The sequence below is a fragment of the Achromobacter pestifer genome (assembly GCF_013267355.1).
In the GTDB taxonomy this organism is placed as follows: domain Bacteria; phylum Pseudomonadota; class Gammaproteobacteria; order Burkholderiales; family Burkholderiaceae_B; genus Achromobacter; species Achromobacter pestifer_A.
The window spans coordinates 3,014,873-3,030,609 of record NZ_CP053985.1 but is presented as its reverse complement, the minus strand read 5'-3'; the positions used below and the strand labels follow the sequence as shown (position 1 = coordinate 3,030,609).

The 15,737-nt window shown below is 66.3% G+C and carries 15 protein-coding genes; 12 read left to right on the top strand and 3 right to left on the bottom strand.

Annotated features, from left to right (window positions below; all coding sequences use genetic code 11):
- Positions 1-120 precede the first annotated feature (120 nt).
- Genes FOC84_RS14710 through FOC84_RS14700 form a run of 3 tightly spaced genes read left to right on the top strand, consistent with a single transcriptional unit; the run spans position 121 to position 5,769 of the window.
- Positions 121-1,329 (top strand): efflux RND transporter periplasmic adaptor subunit, encoded by a 1,209-nt coding sequence (locus FOC84_RS14710; protein ID WP_217278794.1) that lies wholly within the window; start codon positions 121-123, stop codon positions 1,327-1,329.
- Positions 1,316-4,414 (top strand): efflux RND transporter permease subunit, encoded by a 3,099-nt coding sequence (locus tag FOC84_RS14705; protein WP_173145049.1) that lies wholly within the window; start codon positions 1,316-1,318, stop codon positions 4,412-4,414. Before FOC84_RS14710 ends, FOC84_RS14705 begins: the two co-directional genes overlap by 14 nt.
- Before the next feature lie 11 nt (positions 4,415-4,425).
- Positions 4,426-5,769: an efflux transporter outer membrane subunit gene (locus FOC84_RS14700; RefSeq protein WP_173145048.1), complete on the top strand. Its 1,344-nt coding sequence runs from the start codon at positions 4,426-4,428 to the stop codon at positions 5,767-5,769.
- A gap of 49 nt (positions 5,770-5,818) precedes the next feature.
- Here FOC84_RS14700 and FOC84_RS14695 read toward each other — a convergent pair whose 3' ends face one another.
- The gene (locus FOC84_RS14695) at positions 5,819-6,934 is read right to left on the bottom strand and encodes a glycosyltransferase family 4 protein (RefSeq protein WP_173145047.1); all 1,116 of its coding nucleotides are present in this window, start codon (positions 6,932-6,934) and stop codon (positions 5,819-5,821) included.
- A gap of 296 nt (positions 6,935-7,230) precedes the next feature.
- Between FOC84_RS14695 and FOC84_RS14690 the strand changes: the two genes are divergently transcribed.
- From FOC84_RS14690 to rimO, 4 genes are all read left to right on the top strand, one after another.
- The gene (locus FOC84_RS14690) at positions 7,231-7,929 is read left to right on the top strand and encodes a heavy metal response regulator transcription factor (RefSeq protein ID WP_173145046.1); all 699 of its coding nucleotides are present in this window, start codon (positions 7,231-7,233) and stop codon (positions 7,927-7,929) included.
- Positions 7,926-9,353 (top strand): heavy metal sensor histidine kinase, encoded by a 1,428-nt coding sequence (locus tag FOC84_RS14685; protein ID WP_173145045.1) that lies wholly within the window; start codon positions 7,926-7,928, stop codon positions 9,351-9,353. The genes FOC84_RS14690 and FOC84_RS14685 overlap by 4 nt, the downstream gene beginning before the upstream one ends.
- A gap of 161 nt (positions 9,354-9,514) precedes the next feature.
- Positions 9,515-9,772 carry a helix-turn-helix domain-containing protein gene (locus FOC84_RS14680; protein ID WP_173145044.1) on the top strand — a complete coding sequence of 86 codons (258 nt, stop codon included), beginning with the start codon at positions 9,515-9,517 and terminating at the stop codon, positions 9,770-9,772.
- A gap of 179 nt (positions 9,773-9,951) precedes the next feature.
- On the top strand, positions 9,952-11,289 hold the full coding sequence (rimO, locus tag FOC84_RS14675) for a 30S ribosomal protein S12 methylthiotransferase RimO (RefSeq protein WP_173150157.1): 1,338 nt from the start codon (positions 9,952-9,954) through the stop codon (positions 11,287-11,289).
- 37 nt (positions 11,290-11,326) lie between these two features.
- Here rimO and FOC84_RS14670 read toward each other — a convergent pair whose 3' ends face one another.
- On the bottom strand, positions 11,327-11,644 hold the full coding sequence (locus tag FOC84_RS14670) for a DMT family transporter (protein ID WP_173145043.1): 318 nt from the start codon (positions 11,642-11,644) through the stop codon (positions 11,327-11,329).
- A gap of 81 nt (positions 11,645-11,725) precedes the next feature.
- Here FOC84_RS14670 and FOC84_RS14665 point away from each other — a divergent pair, with 81 nt between their 5' ends.
- The 5 genes from FOC84_RS14665 (at position 11,726) to FOC84_RS14645 (ending at position 14,744) form a co-directional block, all read left to right on the top strand.
- On the top strand, positions 11,726-12,136 hold the full coding sequence (locus FOC84_RS14665) for a winged helix-turn-helix transcriptional regulator (RefSeq protein ID WP_173145042.1): 411 nt from the start codon (positions 11,726-11,728) through the stop codon (positions 12,134-12,136).
- 94 nt (positions 12,137-12,230) lie between these two features.
- Positions 12,231-12,818, top strand: coding sequence for a TIGR00730 family Rossman fold protein (locus tag FOC84_RS14660; protein ID WP_173145041.1), 588 nt, complete (start codon positions 12,231-12,233; stop codon positions 12,816-12,818).
- Positions 12,819-12,855: 37 nt separating this feature from the next.
- The gene (locus FOC84_RS14655) at positions 12,856-13,422 is read left to right on the top strand and encodes a hypothetical protein (protein WP_173145040.1); all 567 of its coding nucleotides are present in this window, start codon (positions 12,856-12,858) and stop codon (positions 13,420-13,422) included.
- Between the two features lie 51 nt (positions 13,423-13,473).
- On the top strand, positions 13,474-14,100 hold the full coding sequence (locus FOC84_RS14650; RefSeq protein ID WP_173145039.1) for an HAD hydrolase-like protein: 627 nt from the start codon (positions 13,474-13,476) through the stop codon (positions 14,098-14,100).
- A 17-nt stretch (positions 14,101-14,117) separates the two neighbouring features.
- A complete protein-coding gene (locus FOC84_RS14645) occupies positions 14,118-14,744 on the top strand; it encodes a pyridoxamine 5'-phosphate oxidase family protein (RefSeq protein ID WP_173145038.1) in 627 nt (208 codons plus the stop codon).
- A gap of 34 nt (positions 14,745-14,778) precedes the next feature.
- Here the strand turns inward: FOC84_RS14645 and fmt are convergent, their stop codons facing one another.
- Positions 14,779-15,720 carry a methionyl-tRNA formyltransferase gene (fmt, locus tag FOC84_RS14640; RefSeq protein ID WP_173145037.1) on the bottom strand — a complete coding sequence of 314 codons (942 nt, stop codon included), beginning with the start codon at positions 15,718-15,720 and terminating at the stop codon, positions 14,779-14,781.
- Between the last annotated feature and the right edge of the window lie 17 nt (positions 15,721-15,737).

Here is a 15,737-nt window from a genome sequence, read left to right as displayed (position 1 = left end):
GTGCGGGATCTATAGAGTGCTCTCATGCCGGCATTGGATGCAGCGCCGCTCCAGCCGCGCCTTGTGCGGGAGGCAGTCGCGTGCCGGCAACTCCACCTTTCCTGCGGGAGCCTGACAGTCATGGCGTACTCATCGAGATTCTTCACGCGGCGGCGCGCGATCGCGTCGGCATCTGCACTGGCCGCAGGGGCCGCCTTCGCCGCCTACCTGTGGTGGCAGGCGGACACCGGCGCGGTCGCACTGACCGAGCGGCCGCTGATCCCCGTGCGAACCGCCATGGTGGAGCAGCGCGCGGAGATGCCGATGCTGCACAGATCGCCGGGCGACGTCCGTTCGCTGCGCAGCGTCGATGTGCGCAGCCAGGTTGACGGCGTGCTGAACCAAATCGTGGCACAGGAAGGCATGACGGTGAAGGCGGGAGACGTCCTGGCCCGCATCGACGACCGGTTGATTGTGTCTGCGCTGGCGCAGGCGCGTGCGCAGCACGCCATGGCGGCCGCGCAATTGCGGGTGGCGCGGCTGGACCTGGCGCGCTATCGCAGCCTGCGCAAAGAGGAAGCGGTATCCGCCCAGGTGCTCGAACAGCAGGCGGCTCGCGTGAGCGAGCTGGACGCCTCCGCGCGCAATCTGGAGGCTGCGGTGCAAACCCAGCAAGTCCTCCTTTCGCACACGGAAATCCGTTCGCCATTGAACGGGCGGGTTGGTATCCAGATGCTGCATGCGGGCAATGTATTGCGTTCGGCCGAAGCGCAGGTGCTGTTCACGATTGTCCAGATGGATCCGATTTCGGTGGAGATTTCCCTGCCCCAGGCCCTGCTCCCGCGCATCCGCGAGGCGCTTGCTGGCGCATCCCCGGTGCCGGTGCAGGCCTACGCCAGCGATGGCGGCGAACTGCTGGCGCAGGGGCGGCTGGCCCTGGTGGACAACCAGGTCTCCACGGTCAGCGGCACCGTGCGCCTGAAGGCGCTGTTCGACAATCCACAGGCGCGGCTCTGGCCGGGGCAGTCGGTTGTGGCAACGGTGGCGCTGCAGGTCATGAACGACGTACAGGTGGTCCCGACCAGGGCAGTGCAGCGTGGCGAGGACGGCAGGTTCGTCTGGCGCGTCGACGACGCCACGACGCATCCGGTTCCCGTGCAGGTGCTGTACGGCACCGATGCGTGGACGGCGGTCGCGGGCGTGGACCAGGGCGCGTCCGTCGTGGTGGATGGCGCCTCGCGGCTCTACCCCGGGGCGCGGGTGCGCGCGGAAGCAGTGGATAGCGCGGCCGGCGAATCCCGCATGGCGGCCGCGGGCAAATCAAAGGCGGGCGGCGATGCAACGCGCTAGCCTCTATGCGTGGTGCATCGCGCACCCCGTGGGTACCGTGCTGCTGACACTCGCCACGGTGCTGCTGGGCGCTCTCGCCTATCTGCGGCTGCCCGTCGCGCCGTTGCCCGAAGTGGACTTCCCCACGATCCAGGTCGAGGCGCGGCTGCCGGGAGCCAGCGCCCAGACCATGGCGTCGTCGGTGGCCACGCCGCTGGAAGTGCAGTTCAGCGCAATTCCGGGCGTGACCGAAATGACGTCGTCCAGTTCCATCGGAGCCACCACACTGACGTTGCAGTTTTCGCTGGACAAGGACATCGATGTGGCTGCCCAGGAAATTCAGGCGGCTATCAATACCGCGGCGGGCCGGCTGCCGGCCGACCTTCCCAACCTGCCGACCTGGCGCAAGGTGAATCCGGCCGACAGCCCGGTCCTCATCCTCAGCGCCACCTCCGAGACCCTGTCGCTGACCGAACTGAGCGACCAGGTCGAGACGGTGCTGGCGCGCCAATTGAGCCAGGTGGAGGGCGTGGGCCAGATATCGCTGACCGGGCTGCGCCGGCCGGCGATACGGATACGCGCCAATCCGGAAGCCTTGGCGGCGACGCGCAGCACCTTGCAAGACGTGCGCGAGGCGATACAACGCAGCAGCGTGAACTTGCCCAAGGGCGCGTTGTTCAGTGCCGACCGGGTCGCGACGCTGGACGTGAACGATCAGTTGTTCGATGCCGCGGACTACGGCGCGCTGGTCATCGGCTACCGCGAGGGCGAGCCGGTGTTGCTGCGGGACGTGGCCACGGTAGAGCACGGCGCCGAGGATGACTACACCGCCGTCTGGCCTGATGGCAAACCCGGCGTGGTATTGCTCATCCGGCGCCAGCCCGGCGCCAACATCGTTGCCACGGCAGACCGGATCACCCGGGCGCTGCCCGCCCTGCAGGCGGCGCTGCCGGCGGACGTGGCGGTGGCGGTCTACAACGACCGCACCCGCACCATACGCTCGTCCCTGCACGAGGTACAGCTGGCCTTGGCCATCGCCATCGTCCTGGTGATTGGCGTCATGGCGGTGTTCCTGCGGCAGACTTCGGCCACGCTGATCGTGGCGGCGGTGCTGGGGGTGTCGCTGGTCGCGACTTTCGCGCTGATGTCCTTGGTCGGGTTCAGCCTGAACAATCTGACTCTGGTGGCGATCGTGGTGGCAGTGGGCTTCATCGTGGACGACGCCATCGTGGTCATCGAGAACATCCACCGCCATCTCGAAGCCGGCGCCGGCATGCGGGAGGCCGCCTTGAAAGGAACCCAGGAAATTGGCTTTACCGTCATGTCCATCAGCGTATCGTTGGTGGCGGCCTTCACCCCGCTGCTGTTCATGGAGGGGATAGTCGGCCGCCTGTTCAGCGAGTTCGCGCTGACCGCGACGGCCGCGATCATGATTTCCTTGATCGTCTGCCTGACGCTCGCCCCCACGCTGGCCAGCCTTTTCATGAAACCTCAGCATCACGGAGCCTCGCCCGGCCGGCCAAGCCGCTTGCTCGGGCTCTACACGCATGCGCTGGACTGGGTGCTGGCGCACCAGCGCATTACGCTGCTGGCGTTCCTGCTGACCGTACTTGCCAGCGTCGCCAGCTTCATGGCGATTCCGAAAGGCTTCTTCCCGCTGCAGGACACCGGGTTCATCGTGGGCGTGACGCGCGCGGCTTCCGATATTTCATACGAAAACATGGTGCAAAAGCACAAGCAGATAGAAGCCATCGTCCAGGCCGATCCGGACATCGTGGGCCTCAACCACGCGGTCGGCGGCGCCGCCACGCTAGGCAACGGTCGCATCTGGCTGGTACTGAACGACCCGGGCGACCGCGACGCCAGCGCCAGCGAAATCATCGACCGGCTACGGCCGCAGTTGGCGCAGATCCCCGGCATACAGGTATTCCTGCGCGCCGCCCAGGACATCAACATCGGCGCGGGCCAGCCGCGGGCCCAATATCTCTACGTAATGCGCGCGCAAGACAGCGCAAGACTGGCCGAGTGGGCGGAGAAGCTGACCAGCGCGATGCAGCGCGACCCGATCTTCCGCGATGCCTCGCACGATTTGCAGTGGGACGCGCAAATCACGCGGCTGACGCTGGACCGGACGGTCGCGGCGCGCTATGGATTCAGCGCCAGCGACGTGGACAATGCGCTGTACGACGCGTTCGGCCAGCGTCAGGTCAACCAGATCCAGACCGAGGCCAATCAATATTACGTGGTGCTGGAGATCGACCGCCACCAGCGCGGTACGGCTGAAAGCCTGGCGTACTTCCAACTGCGCTCGCCCCTGACCGGGGAGATGGTCCCGTTACTGAGCTTCGCGCAAATCGAAGAGCCAACAAGGGGGCCCGCTGTGATCGTGCACGATTCGCTGCTGCCCGCCGCCAACCTGTCTTTCAACCTGGCGCCCGGCGTCGCGCTAGGCGAGGCGGTGCAGCGGCTGGAACAGATCCGCGAGACGCTGGACATGCCCGCGAGCGTGACCGGTACCTTCCAGGGTGCGGCCCAGGCTTTCCAGGACTCGCTCGCCAGCCAGCCATGGCTGATCCTGGCGGCGCTGCTGGCTGTCTACATCATCCTGGGCGTACTTTACGAGAGCTTCGTGCATCCCCTGGCGATACTTTCCACGCTGCCGTCGGCCGGGCTCGGCGCCATCCTGTTCCTGTGGCTGTGGGGACTGGATTTCTCGGTAATGGCGCTGATCGGCCTGATCCTGCTGATCGGCATCGTCAAGAAGAACGGCATCCTGCTGGTCGACTTCGCCTTGCAGGCACAGCGCGAGCGCGGCCTGCCAGCGCGGCAAGCCATGCGCGAAGCCTGCCTGGTGCGGTTCCGTCCGATCATGATGACGACCCTGGCGGCTGCACTGGGCGCGGTGCCACTGATGCTGGCGTTCGGCACCGGCGCGGAGCTGCGCGAGCCGCTGGGCGTCGCCATTGTGGGCGGATTGGCCATCAGCCAGCTGCTGACCCTGCTGACCACGCCGGTGGTATTCCTGGCATTGAACCGCCTATTCCTGCGGGACAAGGGGCCAGTTCCATCGGCACCGCAAGCGTTGACAAAGAGCCGCCAAGCATGAGGAAGAGACACGTGAAAGCAGGCACCGCCATCGTCCTGGCGGCGTTCCTGGCCGGCTGCTCGGCCGTGGCTCCCGAGCCATCCGCCCAAGACCTGGGCCAACCCGCGGATGTACTGCTGGCGCAGGCCGGTATGCCGCTGCGCTGGTGGGACGGCTTCGAGGATGCGGCGCTGAACCACCTGCTTGAACAGGTGCTGGCGTCGAATCTCGACCTGGCGGTGGCGGCTGAACGTATCCGGGAACAACGCGCGCAGCGCCGGCTGGCCGGCGCTGCGCTGTTCCCGGCACTGGGCGCGGGAGCCAGTGCGCAACGCGCCTCTGGCCTAGAGCCCGCCTCCTGGTATGGCGCGGACCTGGCCTGGGAGATCGACCTGTTCGGACGGCTGCGGGCTCAGCGCGATGCCGCCGGGGCCCTGGCGCAGGCCACCGTGCATGACTACGAAGCCCTACGGCTGAGCTTGATGGCGGAGGTCGCCGTCGTCTACCTCCAGTTGCGCCTGGCGCAGCGGCAGGCGCAACTGGCGCAAAGAACGGGCGAGGTGCTCGGACGCACCAGCCAGCTTGTCGAGGCGCGACGACGCATGGGAATGGCGAACCGGCTCGACGCCGAGCGCATGCTGGCGGAGCACGAATCCACCCTGGCTGAAATCCCGGTGGCGCAGCAGCAGATCACCAGCGCCCGCTATGCACTGGCCTACCTGCTGGCGACCGACGTCGCGACGATCGATCGCCTGCTGGAACTTGGATCGGAACAACCGCGGGTGCCGCAACGGGTAGCGGCAAACGCCCTGTTGGCCATGCCCGCCGAGACGTTGCGCTGGCGGCCGGATGTCCGGGCCGCCGAGCGGCGCATGGCTGCCGCGGGGGGAGAGCTGGCGGCGGAACGGGCCGCGAGGTTTCCGCAGTTGACCCTGGGCGCGCTCGGAGGCTTCGAGCGGGGCGTCGGCAGTCCAGGATGGTCCCTCAGTCTGCAGCTCCTGCAGCCGCTGTTCGATTTCGGCGCAATCCGGGCCCGAGTGGAAAGCGCGGACGCCAGATTGGCGCAGAGCCGCCTGGCTTATGAGTCCGCTTTACGGTCGGCGTTCAGGGAGAGCCAGACCAGCATCCACGCCTACGGGCAATCCATGCTGCGCCAGGCGCGGCTGGACGCCGCCGCGGCAGCCGCCCAAACGGCGTCGGATCTGGCGCGCAGGCAATACGAGGAAGGCATGGTGTCGCTGCTCGAAGTCCTGGATGCGCAGCGCAGCGCCTATGACATCGAACGCACGCTTTCAAGCGCCACGATAGATGTGGCGCTACGCTGGGTGGACATCTACCGGACGCTGGGAGTGGCGAGCGGCATGCAAGGCGGGTAGGCGGGCTGAAGGTGGGCCAGGCGAAGGTTCGTCCGGGCTCGCGCCGGATCTAGGCAGCCAGCAGCTCGTCGTACACGGCCAGCGTCTGCCCGACGAATCTCTCGACGCCGAATTTGGCCACGCTCTTGGCGCGCGCTTCCCGGCCCATGGCCCGGAGCTGTTGCCTTTGCGGGATGATCCGGGCGAGGCATTGCGCGATGCCGCCAGGCGAGGATGGCTCCACGACCCAGCCATCGACGCCATGGTCGATGTTTTCAGGCAATCCCGCATAGCGGCTCACCATGACAGGTTTGCCCATTGCCATCATTTCCCGGCATGCGAAGGATATGGTCTCGATGCGGGTGGACAGGACGAAACCCAGGTCGAACGCGGCCACGAAAGGCCGAACATCGGACAAGAGGCCAGCGTAATAGACTTGGCCGGCCATGCCCAGCTCCATGATCCGGGCCTGCTGCTCGATGCTGGGCGGCAGTCCGGCTATCGCCACCAGCACCTGCCGCCGCAGTTGCGGCGGCAGCAACGAGACCCCCTCGACCATGTGCAGCCAGTTCTTGTAGTTGGCGGTGCCGGCGTTGCTGCCGATGATGAGGCGATCCTCGGTATCGACCGGCCAGGCGCGCCGCAAGGCCTCGCATTCCAACGCTGGGTAAGGCTGGTAGCGCCCCGTATCCACGCCATTCTTGACCGTGCTGATCGGGCAACGGGCATAGGGCGAGGCCAGCAGCTTGCGCGCCGAGTCGTCGCAGACCGCGATGACGTGGTCGGTCGCCATGTGGGCGCGCAGCAAGGGCCCCAGTCCGGAGATTTCGTGATTGTCGTGCTTGGTGTAGACCACTGGGGGCCGAGGCCCGCGCAGCCTCATCCTGGCGAGCATCACGCTGCGGTGATCCAGGGAACCATTCACGTGCACGATGTCGAATCTATCCGCCGCCATGATGTTCACCAGGTGCGAGACCACCGCGGGAGTGTTCCAGATGCGGCTGGAATATTCCACGGCCACATTCCGGCTCAAGTCCGCCACGTCCGTTTCGCTATACAGCCGGCTGGATGCCGGCACGGCCAAGGTCACATTATGATGAACCCCAAGGTGGCGGATAAGCGTGGCGAGATAAGTGGTGTGGCCGCCGCCGTCGCCCTTGTGGTAGTTGGTGTAGAGGATCTTCATGAGTGTCCGGCGCGGCGGCCGCCCCAGCGAGGCAGGGGCGCCGCAAAGTGTTCATGCGGTGCACTCTAGCCAGGGGCCGCTGACCTCAGCGTGACCCTTTCCTGACGCGAATATGTCTCCTGGCTGACGGAGCGGTTCCTGACAATGGCGTCAGTTTCGGGTCACGTTGGCGACGGCGGCGGCGGTCTACAGTGTCGCGGCGCATCCGCTCTGGGCGGATCGGCGGAAGACCATGCAGGCCCCGGCACAGGCGGCTGCCGCCATGGACAATTGCAAAGAAGCAGCGAGGGGAAAAAATGCGCCTGCTGGTAGTGGAAGACGAGCCGAAGACGGCCTCGTACATCAAGCGCGGGCTGACCGGCCTGGGCTATACCGTGGACGTGTCCGGCGATGGAGCGGAAGGCCTGTTCCTGGCCCTGGAGCATGACTACGACGGCATCATCCTGGACGTCATGCTGCCTGGCCAGGACGGCTATGCGGTCCTGGGGCTGCTGCGCGCGCGCAAGCAGACGCCGGTGCTGATGCTGTCTGCCCGCGGTTCCGTGGATGAACGGGTCAAAGGTCTGCGCCAGGGCGCGGACGATTATTTACCCAAGCCGTTCTCCTTCACCGAGCTGGTGGCGCGGATCCAGGCCCTGCTGCGGCGCCGGAGTGGCGCGGGCGGCGAGTCGACCCTGCTGCAGGCGGACGACCTGCAGGTCGACATGATGGCGCGGCGCGCCACCCGCGCCGGGCAGCGGCTGGACCTGACCGCCAAGGAGTTCGCGCTGCTCAGCCTGCTGGTGCGGCACCAGGGCGAGATCCTGTCCAAGCTGATGATCGCGGAACAGGTCTGGGACATGAATTTCGACAGCGACGCCAATGTGGTCGAAGTGGCCATGCGGCGCTTGCGCCTCAAGGTTGACGCTCCCTACGAGAAGAAGCTGCTGCATACCGTCAGAGGCATGGGTTATCTGCTCGAAAGCCGCAACGAATCCGCCGCCGAGCAGCCATGATTTCCTCCATATCGACGCGCTTGGCGCTGATGTTCGCCCTGTCGGTGGCGCTGATCGTCTCGGTATGCGCCGTCCTGCTGCAGGAGTCGCTCAGGCTCTCCCTGCAGCAGCAGATGCACAACGAACTCGAGCTGCGCCACTCGTTCCTGGATCCGCTGGTGATGTCGCGGCAATCTCCGGAGACATGGCATAAGGTTGTCTCCAAGCTCAGCGCCATGGCGCCGGACGACGGGCCCGACGCGCAGCACTGGATCGTAAGCGACGATCCCTTCTACAGCTATGGCGGCGCGGCGCCCGACGGCGTGACATGGAGCCAGGTGCCGGACGGATTTTCTATCTTGCCGGGCAATAGCGGCTGCTGTCCGCTGAACGTGCTCGTCACGACCATTCCCCCCGCAGGCAGCCGCCCGGCCGTGCGCTTGGTCGTCGCGCTGGATTCGACACCCTACATGAAGACGCTGGACGACTTCACCAACGTCTTGATCGCGATATCGATCGCAGGCGCCTTGTTGGTGGCTTTCCTGGGCTACGGCATCGCGCGGCTGGGACTTTTGCCTGTCAGGCGCTTGGGCGGACAGGCGCAAGGTCTGGCGCCGGGAAGTACCGGGCAGCGGCTGGGCATCGAGCAGCTTCCGGCGGAGATCAAGGACCTGGCCATTTCCTTCAATGGCGTGCTGGAGCGGCAGGAAGTGGCCTGGCGCCAGCTCGAGAGCTTCAATGCCGACGTCGCGCATGAACTGCGCACGCCACTGACCAACCTGATCGGCCAGACACAACTCGGACTGGCGGTGTGCAAGGACGAACACGAATTCAAGGAGCTGCTGCAGTCCAACATGGAGGAACTTGAACGGATGACCTCCATCGTCAACGACATGCTGTTCCTGTCACATGCGCAGGTCGGCCGGATGGCCATGGACATGGGCGACGTGTCGTTGCGGGATGAGGCGGCCAAGACCATGGAATATCTTGAGCCGCTGTTCGTGGAAAAAGAACTGACCGTCGCCCTTGAAGGCGACGCCCACGCCTGCGCGGACCGCCGATTGTTCCATCGGGCGCTGGCAAACCTGCTGGAAAACGCGGCCTGCTACACCGCCGCGCAAACCGGGATCCGCGTGGAACTGGAGGAAAAGGATGGACTCGCCTACGTTTCCGTCACCAATCAGGGCGCTCCCATCGCGCCACAGGTTCTGCCGCGTCTGTTCGAGCGCTTTTTCAGAGTGGAAACCGCGCGCAGCCACAGCGACAGGCATCACGGGCTGGGCCTGGCCATCGTGAAGGCCATCGCCTCGATCCACCAGGGCGACGTGTTCGTACGCAGCGAGGGTGGCGTCAATACTTTCGGGTTCTCGATGGCGTGCCGCCCCTCGATCGGCCAGGCAAATGGGGACGCAGCAATTCGACCGATGGCCGTCGCAACCCGGTAAAACGGTGCCCCTGCGATGCCGCGGCTACATCGGACGAGCGCGCCCCCACTTGACCTACGGCAATGCCGTATAATCAAAAATTCGCCTTCTTCGCCATCATGGTACGAAGGCCTGACCCCCAGGGACGCCCTAAGCAGGCGCCACCCGACTTTTGAAGAGCCATGAAGAATGCTGCCCCGACGGCGCGCGGCGCATCGTGGCAGGCGTCGCATATCAGCGAAGCACGCAACCGCGTGGGCCTGCCGCAAACGGATTTCGCTGAACTGCTGGGCGTGAGCGTACGCACGCTGCAAGATTGGGAGCAAGGACGGCGCACCCCCTCGGGCGCGGCGAAGACCCTGCTGCAGGTAGCCATGCTGCACCCCGAGACCTTGCGAGAACTGCCCCCCTGGCGCGCCAACGAACACGCTGAATCTTGAGGCCTGCCGCCCCGGCCTCCCCCGACACGAACAACACATCCGCCGCGCGACACGCTCGCCGCGCGATTTTTTGGTGAACGACATTGGAAATCCTCGAAACCTCCCGGCCTGGCAAGGGCCCCGGCAAGGCCAACAGCGCTGACGCGAACGCGGCGGCCGCCTCCACCCTGGCCGACACCATCGCCGCCGCCAACGCCGACGGCCGAACCCCGCGCGTGGGGTTCGTCTCCCTGGGCTGTCCCAAAGCCCTGGTCGACTCCGAACGCATCCTGACCCAACTGCGCACCGAAGGGTACGAAGTCACGCCCGAGTACAACGACGCGGACGTGGTCGTCGTCAATACCTGTGGCTTCATCGACAGCGCCAAGGCGGAATCGCTGGAGGCCATCGGCGAAGCCCTCGCCGAGAACGGCAAGGTCATCGTGACCGGCTGCATGGGCGTCGAGGAATCGGTGATCCGCGACGTGCACCCCAGCGTGCTGGCCGTGACCGGCCCGCAGCAATACGAAGAGGTGGTGCGCGCAGTGCACCAGGCCGCACCGCCCAAGAAGGACCACAACCCCTACCTGGACCTGGTGCCGCCGCAAGGCATCAAGCTCACGCCGCGCCACTACGCCTATCTGAAGATCTCGGAAGGCTGTAATCACCGCTGCAGCTTCTGCATCATCCCGTCGATGCGCGGCGACCTGGTCAGCCGACCGGTGGGCGACGTGCTGAGCGAGGCCGAGCGCCTGGTCAAGGCGGGCGTGAAGGAATTGCTGGTGATCTCGCAGGACACCAGCGCCTATGGCGTGGACGTGAAGTACCGCAGCGGCTTCTGGAACGGCCGCCCGGTGAAGACCCGCATGACCGAGCTCTGTATGGCCTTGTCCGAAATGGGCGTGTGGACGCGCCTGCACTACGTGTATCCGTACCCGCACGTGGACGAAGTCATTCCGCTGATGGCCGAAGGCAAGATCCTGCCCTACCTGGACATCCCGTTCCAGCACGCCAGCCCGCGCATCCTGAAGGCCATGAAGCGCCCCGCCTTCGAGGACAAGACCCTGGCCCGCATCAAGCGCTGGCGCGAGATCTGCCCGGACCTGACGATACGCTCGACCTTCATCGTCGGCTTCCCCGGCGAAACCGAGGAAGACTTCCAGTACCTGCTGGACTGGATGCAGGAAGCGCAGCTGGACCGCGTGGGCTGTTTCCAGTATTCGCCGGTGGAAGGAGCGCCTGCCAACCTGCTGGACAATCCGGTGCCGGACGAGGTCAAGCAAGAGCGCTGGGAACGCTTCATGGAACTGCAGCAATCGATCTCCGCCGCCCGCCTGGCCAGGAAGGTGGGCCGCGAGATCGACGTGCTGATCGACGAAGTGGACGAAGACGGCGCCGTGGGCCGCAGCAGCGCCGATGCGCCCGAGATCGACGGCTGTGTCTACGTCAGTTCCGACAAGCCGCTGAAGGCGGGCGACCTGGTGCGCGCCCGCGTCACCGATTCCGACGAATACGACCTCTGGGCCGACGCGATCTGAGCCCGGTCCCGCGCGCGGCGCCTGCCGCGCGCGCGGCTCAGGCTTCCAACAGCTTGAGCCCCGCCACCCCACCCACGATCAGCGCAATGCACAGCAGGCGCGCGGCGGACGGCGAATCCCCGAACAGCATGATCCCCAGCACGGTAATGCCCACGGACCCGATGCCGGTCCAGATGGCATACGCCGTGCCCGCGGGCAGCTGCTTCATCGCCAGCGTCAACAGGAAAACGCTGCCCAGCGCGGCGGCGATGCCGATCACGCTGGGCCACAAGCGCGTCCAGCCGTCCGCGTACTTCAAGGCCAGCGCCATCACGATTTCGACCGCGCTCGCGGCGACCAGAATCAACCAGGCCATCTCGGCCTCCTGCCAGGACTAGGGAACGGCTAGCGTAGAGGCTATAGTTACCCAGAGACAAGTACGCACCTTTAGGTAACTATGAAAAAAATGACCACGCTGTCGCCCGCAGGCGACGTGTTCGACGCCTCGTGCCCGTCGCGCCGCGCCCTGGAACTGATCGCAGGCAAGTGGGTTCCGCTGATCCTGCCCGCGCTGGAACACGGCCCCCTGCGCAACAACGAGCTGCTGCGCCGGCTGGACGGGATCTCGCAAAAGGTCATGACGCAGACGCTCAGGGAGCTGGAACGCCACGGCCTGGTGCTGCGCGAAGACCTGGGCACCGTGCCGCCGCACGTGAGCTACCGGCTGAGCGAACTGGGTCAGTCCCTGAACGTGGCCTTGATCGCGCTGGACCGCTGGGCCGAGACCCATCATGCGGCGCTGGACGCGGCGGCGCGCCGCCACGACGCGAGCCAATCCAGGCGCGGCGTTTCCGCACCCCGCGCGTAGCGGCCGGGCGCCCAGGCGCTTGTTGCGTAAACTATGGGCTTCCCGGAATCCCGTGACGCAATCTGTAACGGGAACAGGCATCACCCGAAGATCTATGACTCTGAAGAACATTTGCGTGTATTGCGGCTCGAACCCCGGCGCCCGACCGGATTACGTGGAACAGGCTCGCGTGCTGGCTCGCGAACTGGTGCGGCGCGATCTTGGACTGGTGTACGGCGGTTCGGTCGTGGGCATCATGGGCGTGGTGGCCAATGAAGTACTGGCCGGCGGCGGCCGCGTGATCGGCGTGATCCCGGAACTGCTGATGAAGAAGGAGCAGGCACACCGCGGCCTGACCGAACTGCATCTGGTGCAGAACATGCACGAGCGCAAGGCCATGATGATGGAAAAGGCCGACGGCTTCATCGCGCTGCCAGGCGGCGCGGGCACGCTGGAAGAGTTCTTCGAGGTCTGGACCTGGGCGCAATTGAACATGCACCAGAAGCCCTGCGGCCTGCTGAACATCGCCGGCTACTACGACGCGCTGGTCCAGTTCGTGGACCATGCGGTCGAGGAAGAATTCATCCGCCCCCAGCATCGCGACATGCTGGTGGTGGAAGAGGACCCTGCTTTGCTGCTGGACCGCTACGCCATGTACGAACCGCCCAATGTCTCGAAGTGGTTCGAACAGATCAAGGCCTGACGTCATCCCTCCACCAGACCACCACGGAAGCCCCGCAATGCCCACCCATGCGTTGACTCCCGCCAGCACCGAGTCCGTACTGCGCGACTACTTTCACGCCAAGGACGAGAACCGCCCGCACTACATGGCGCGCGCGTTCGCGCCGGACGCGGTGCTGAAGATGGCCTTGCGCACGCAGGCCATCGCCTTTCCGCCCGAGTCGCACGGCCTGGCCGCCATTGCCGACACGCTGGTGCGCAAGTTCGGCCAGACCTACGAAAACGTCTACACCTTCTACCTGGCGCGGCCCGAGGCAGGCGCGCGCCTGCCCGCCTACCAGTGCGACTGGATCGTGGGCATGACGGAAAAGGCCACGGGCAACGTCCGCGTGGGCTGTGGCCGCTATGACTGGGAGTTCCAGCCGGAGCCCTATCGCGCCAGCAATCTCGTCATCACCATCGAAACCATGGTAACGCTGCCCGCGCACGACACCGAAGCGGTGTTCGGCTGGCTGCTGGGGCTGGACTATCCCTGGACCAGCGCCGCCCGCGTCGTGGCCGGCGCGCCGCCGCTCGAAGGCCTGGCTCCCGTCGTGCACTATCTGCTGCACCCGAACGGCATCTAAGGGCCCGCGCAAGCCATCTTTCCGTATCAACAGGCTCTAGAGATCCGCGACTTGAAATACGACATCGCCGCTTTTGATTTCGATGGCACCCTGGCCGACACCATGCCATGGTTCAACTCCATCCTGAACACGGTGGCCGACAAATACGGCTTCCGCAAGATCGACGCTTCCGAACGCGACCAGCTGCGGCACCGCGACGCCGCCGAGATTCTCAAATTCCTCGGCATTCCGCTGTGGAAGCTGCCGGCCATCATGGCGCACGTGCGCACGCTGATGCAGGAGATCGATCCCAGCGTGCACCTGTTCGACGGCATCCCCGATGCGCTGGCGCGCCTGAAGACGAGCGGGCTGCGCCTGGCGGTGGTCAGCTCGAACTCCATCGAGAACGTGCAGCGCGTGCTGGGCGCGGAAACCGCCGCCCTGTTCGACGATTACGAATGCGGCACCGACCTGTTCGGCAAATCCGCCAAGATCGACCGCTTGCTCAAACAGCACGGCACCGCCCCCGAGCGCTTCCTGCTGGTGGGCGACGAAATGCGCGACATCGACGCCGCCCGCAAGGCCGGCGTGCGCATCGGTTCCGTCGCCTGGGGTTATAACCATGTCGAGGCACTGCGCGAACGCGGCCCCGACGAGCTGTTCCTGACCGTTGCCGACTTGCCAGCCGCGCTGGCCTGAACCTGGAACCCGAAGCCATGCACATCGATCCCGCCCATCTGGTCACCGACGCAGACGCCTTGCAGGCGCTGTATGGCGCATCCGGCGAAGCCTCCATCAAGAAGGAAGTGGATCACGTGCATCCGCACTACCGCGCCTTCATCGAGGCGGCGCCTTTCGCGGTGCTGGCCACCGCGGGCCCCGATGGCTTGGACGCTTCGCCGCGCGGCGATCCCGCCGGCTTCGTGGTGGTGGAGGACGACAAGACGCTGCTGCTGCCGGACCGCCGCGGCAACAACCGCATCGACAGCCTGCGCAACATCCTGGCCGATCCGCGGGTCGCGCTGCTGTTCCTGGTGCCAGGGGTGGGCGAGACCCTGCGGGTCAACGGCGCGGCACGCATCAGCGTGGACCCTGCGCTGCTGGCGCGCTTCGAGATGGACGGCAAGCTGCCGCGCTCGGTGCTGGTGGTGGACGTGCACACCGTGTACTTCCAGTGTTCGCGCGCCTTGCTGCGCGCCAAGCTATGGGATCCGGCGGCACAGGTGCCGCGCACCGCGCTGCCCAGCGTGGGCCGTATCTTGTCGGACCTGACGGCGGGCACCTTCGACGGCGTCACCTATGACCGCGAACTGCCTGCCCGCGTGGCCAGCACTTTGTATTGATGAAAGATCCCGGGGCCGCCTGGCCCCGGCGGGTTCAGGCCGGCTGCCAGCCCCGCACGAACACATCCACGGGCTGGCGCTTGCCGCCCGCTTTCTGCAGTTCCAACAGGCGTAGCACGCCGCTGCCAGTGGCGATATCGATGCCGGCAGCCTCGGCGCGCAGCACGCTGCCGGGCGCGGCCGTGGCGGCCTCATCCAGCGCCTGCGCGCGCCAGACCTTCACCGGGTCTGCCAGGCCGGGCAGGCGGATGCTGGCGCCCGGCACGGGATTGAAGGCGCGCACGCGGCGCGCCAGCAGTTCGGCAGGCTGGGTGCAGTCGAGCGCGCCCTCGGCCTTGTCGAGCTTGGCGGCATAGGTCACGCCCGCCTCCGGCTGCTTGCGCGGCGTCAGGCCACCCTGGGCCAGGGCCGCCAAGGCAGCGACGATGGCTTCCCCGCCCGCCAGCGCCAGCGCATCGTGCAGCTCGGCTGCGGTCGTGTCGCCGCCTATGGGCACCACGCGTTCCAGCAGCATGTCGCCGGTATCCAGTCCCTGGTCCATCTGCATGATGGTCACGCCGGTCTGCGCGTCGCCGGCTTCGATGGCGCGCTGGATGGGCGCGGCGCCGCGCCAGCGCGGCAGCAGGCTGGCATGGATGTTCAGGCAGCCCAGGCGCGGCAGGTCCAGCACCCACTGCGGCAGGATCAGGCCGTAGGCCGCCACCACCATCACGTCGGGCGCCACGCGTTGCAACAGGGCCTGGGCCTCGCTGGCTTCTTCGGGATAGCGGCCGTCCAGGCGCAGGCTGCGCGGCTGGGCGACCTCGATGCCGGCGTCCAACGCCGCCTGCTTGACCGGGCTGGGCGTCAACTTCAGCCCGCGCCCGGCCGGGCGGTCGGGCTGGGTCATGACCAGCGGGATCTCATGGCCGGCGGCGCGCAGGGCGTCAAAGGCGATACGGGCGAATTCCGGCGTGCCGGCAAAAACTAGGCGCATGGGAGAAGACCAGGGAG

Coding starts and splice junctions, on each gene's coding strand:
- FOC84_RS14695 (WP_173145047.1), bottom strand. CDS start 6,934: ATGAAGATCCTCTACACCAACTACCACAAGGGCGACGGCGGCGGCCAC.
- FOC84_RS14710 (WP_217278794.1), top strand. CDS start 121: ATGGCGTACTCATCGAGATTCTTCACGCGGCGGCGCGCGATCGCGTCG.
- FOC84_RS14685 (WP_173145045.1), top strand. CDS start 7,926: ATGATTTCCTCCATATCGACGCGCTTGGCGCTGATGTTCGCCCTGTCG.
- FOC84_RS14665 (WP_173145042.1), top strand. CDS start 11,726: ATGAAAAAAATGACCACGCTGTCGCCCGCAGGCGACGTGTTCGACGCC.
- FOC84_RS14680 (WP_173145044.1), top strand. CDS start 9,515: ATGAAGAATGCTGCCCCGACGGCGCGCGGCGCATCGTGGCAGGCGTCG.
- FOC84_RS14670 (WP_173145043.1), bottom strand. CDS start 11,644: ATGGCCTGGTTGATTCTGGTCGCCGCGAGCGCGGTCGAAATCGTGATG.
- FOC84_RS14645 (WP_173145038.1), top strand. CDS start 14,118: ATGCACATCGATCCCGCCCATCTGGTCACCGACGCAGACGCCTTGCAG.
- FOC84_RS14690 (WP_173145046.1), top strand. CDS start 7,231: ATGCGCCTGCTGGTAGTGGAAGACGAGCCGAAGACGGCCTCGTACATC.
- FOC84_RS14655 (WP_173145040.1), top strand. CDS start 12,856: ATGCCCACCCATGCGTTGACTCCCGCCAGCACCGAGTCCGTACTGCGC.
- FOC84_RS14705 (WP_173145049.1), top strand. CDS start 1,316: ATGCAACGCGCTAGCCTCTATGCGTGGTGCATCGCGCACCCCGTGGGT.
- FOC84_RS14660 (WP_173145041.1), top strand. CDS start 12,231: ATGACTCTGAAGAACATTTGCGTGTATTGCGGCTCGAACCCCGGCGCC.
- fmt (WP_173145037.1), bottom strand. CDS start 15,720: ATGCGCCTAGTTTTTGCCGGCACGCCGGAATTCGCCCGTATCGCCTTT.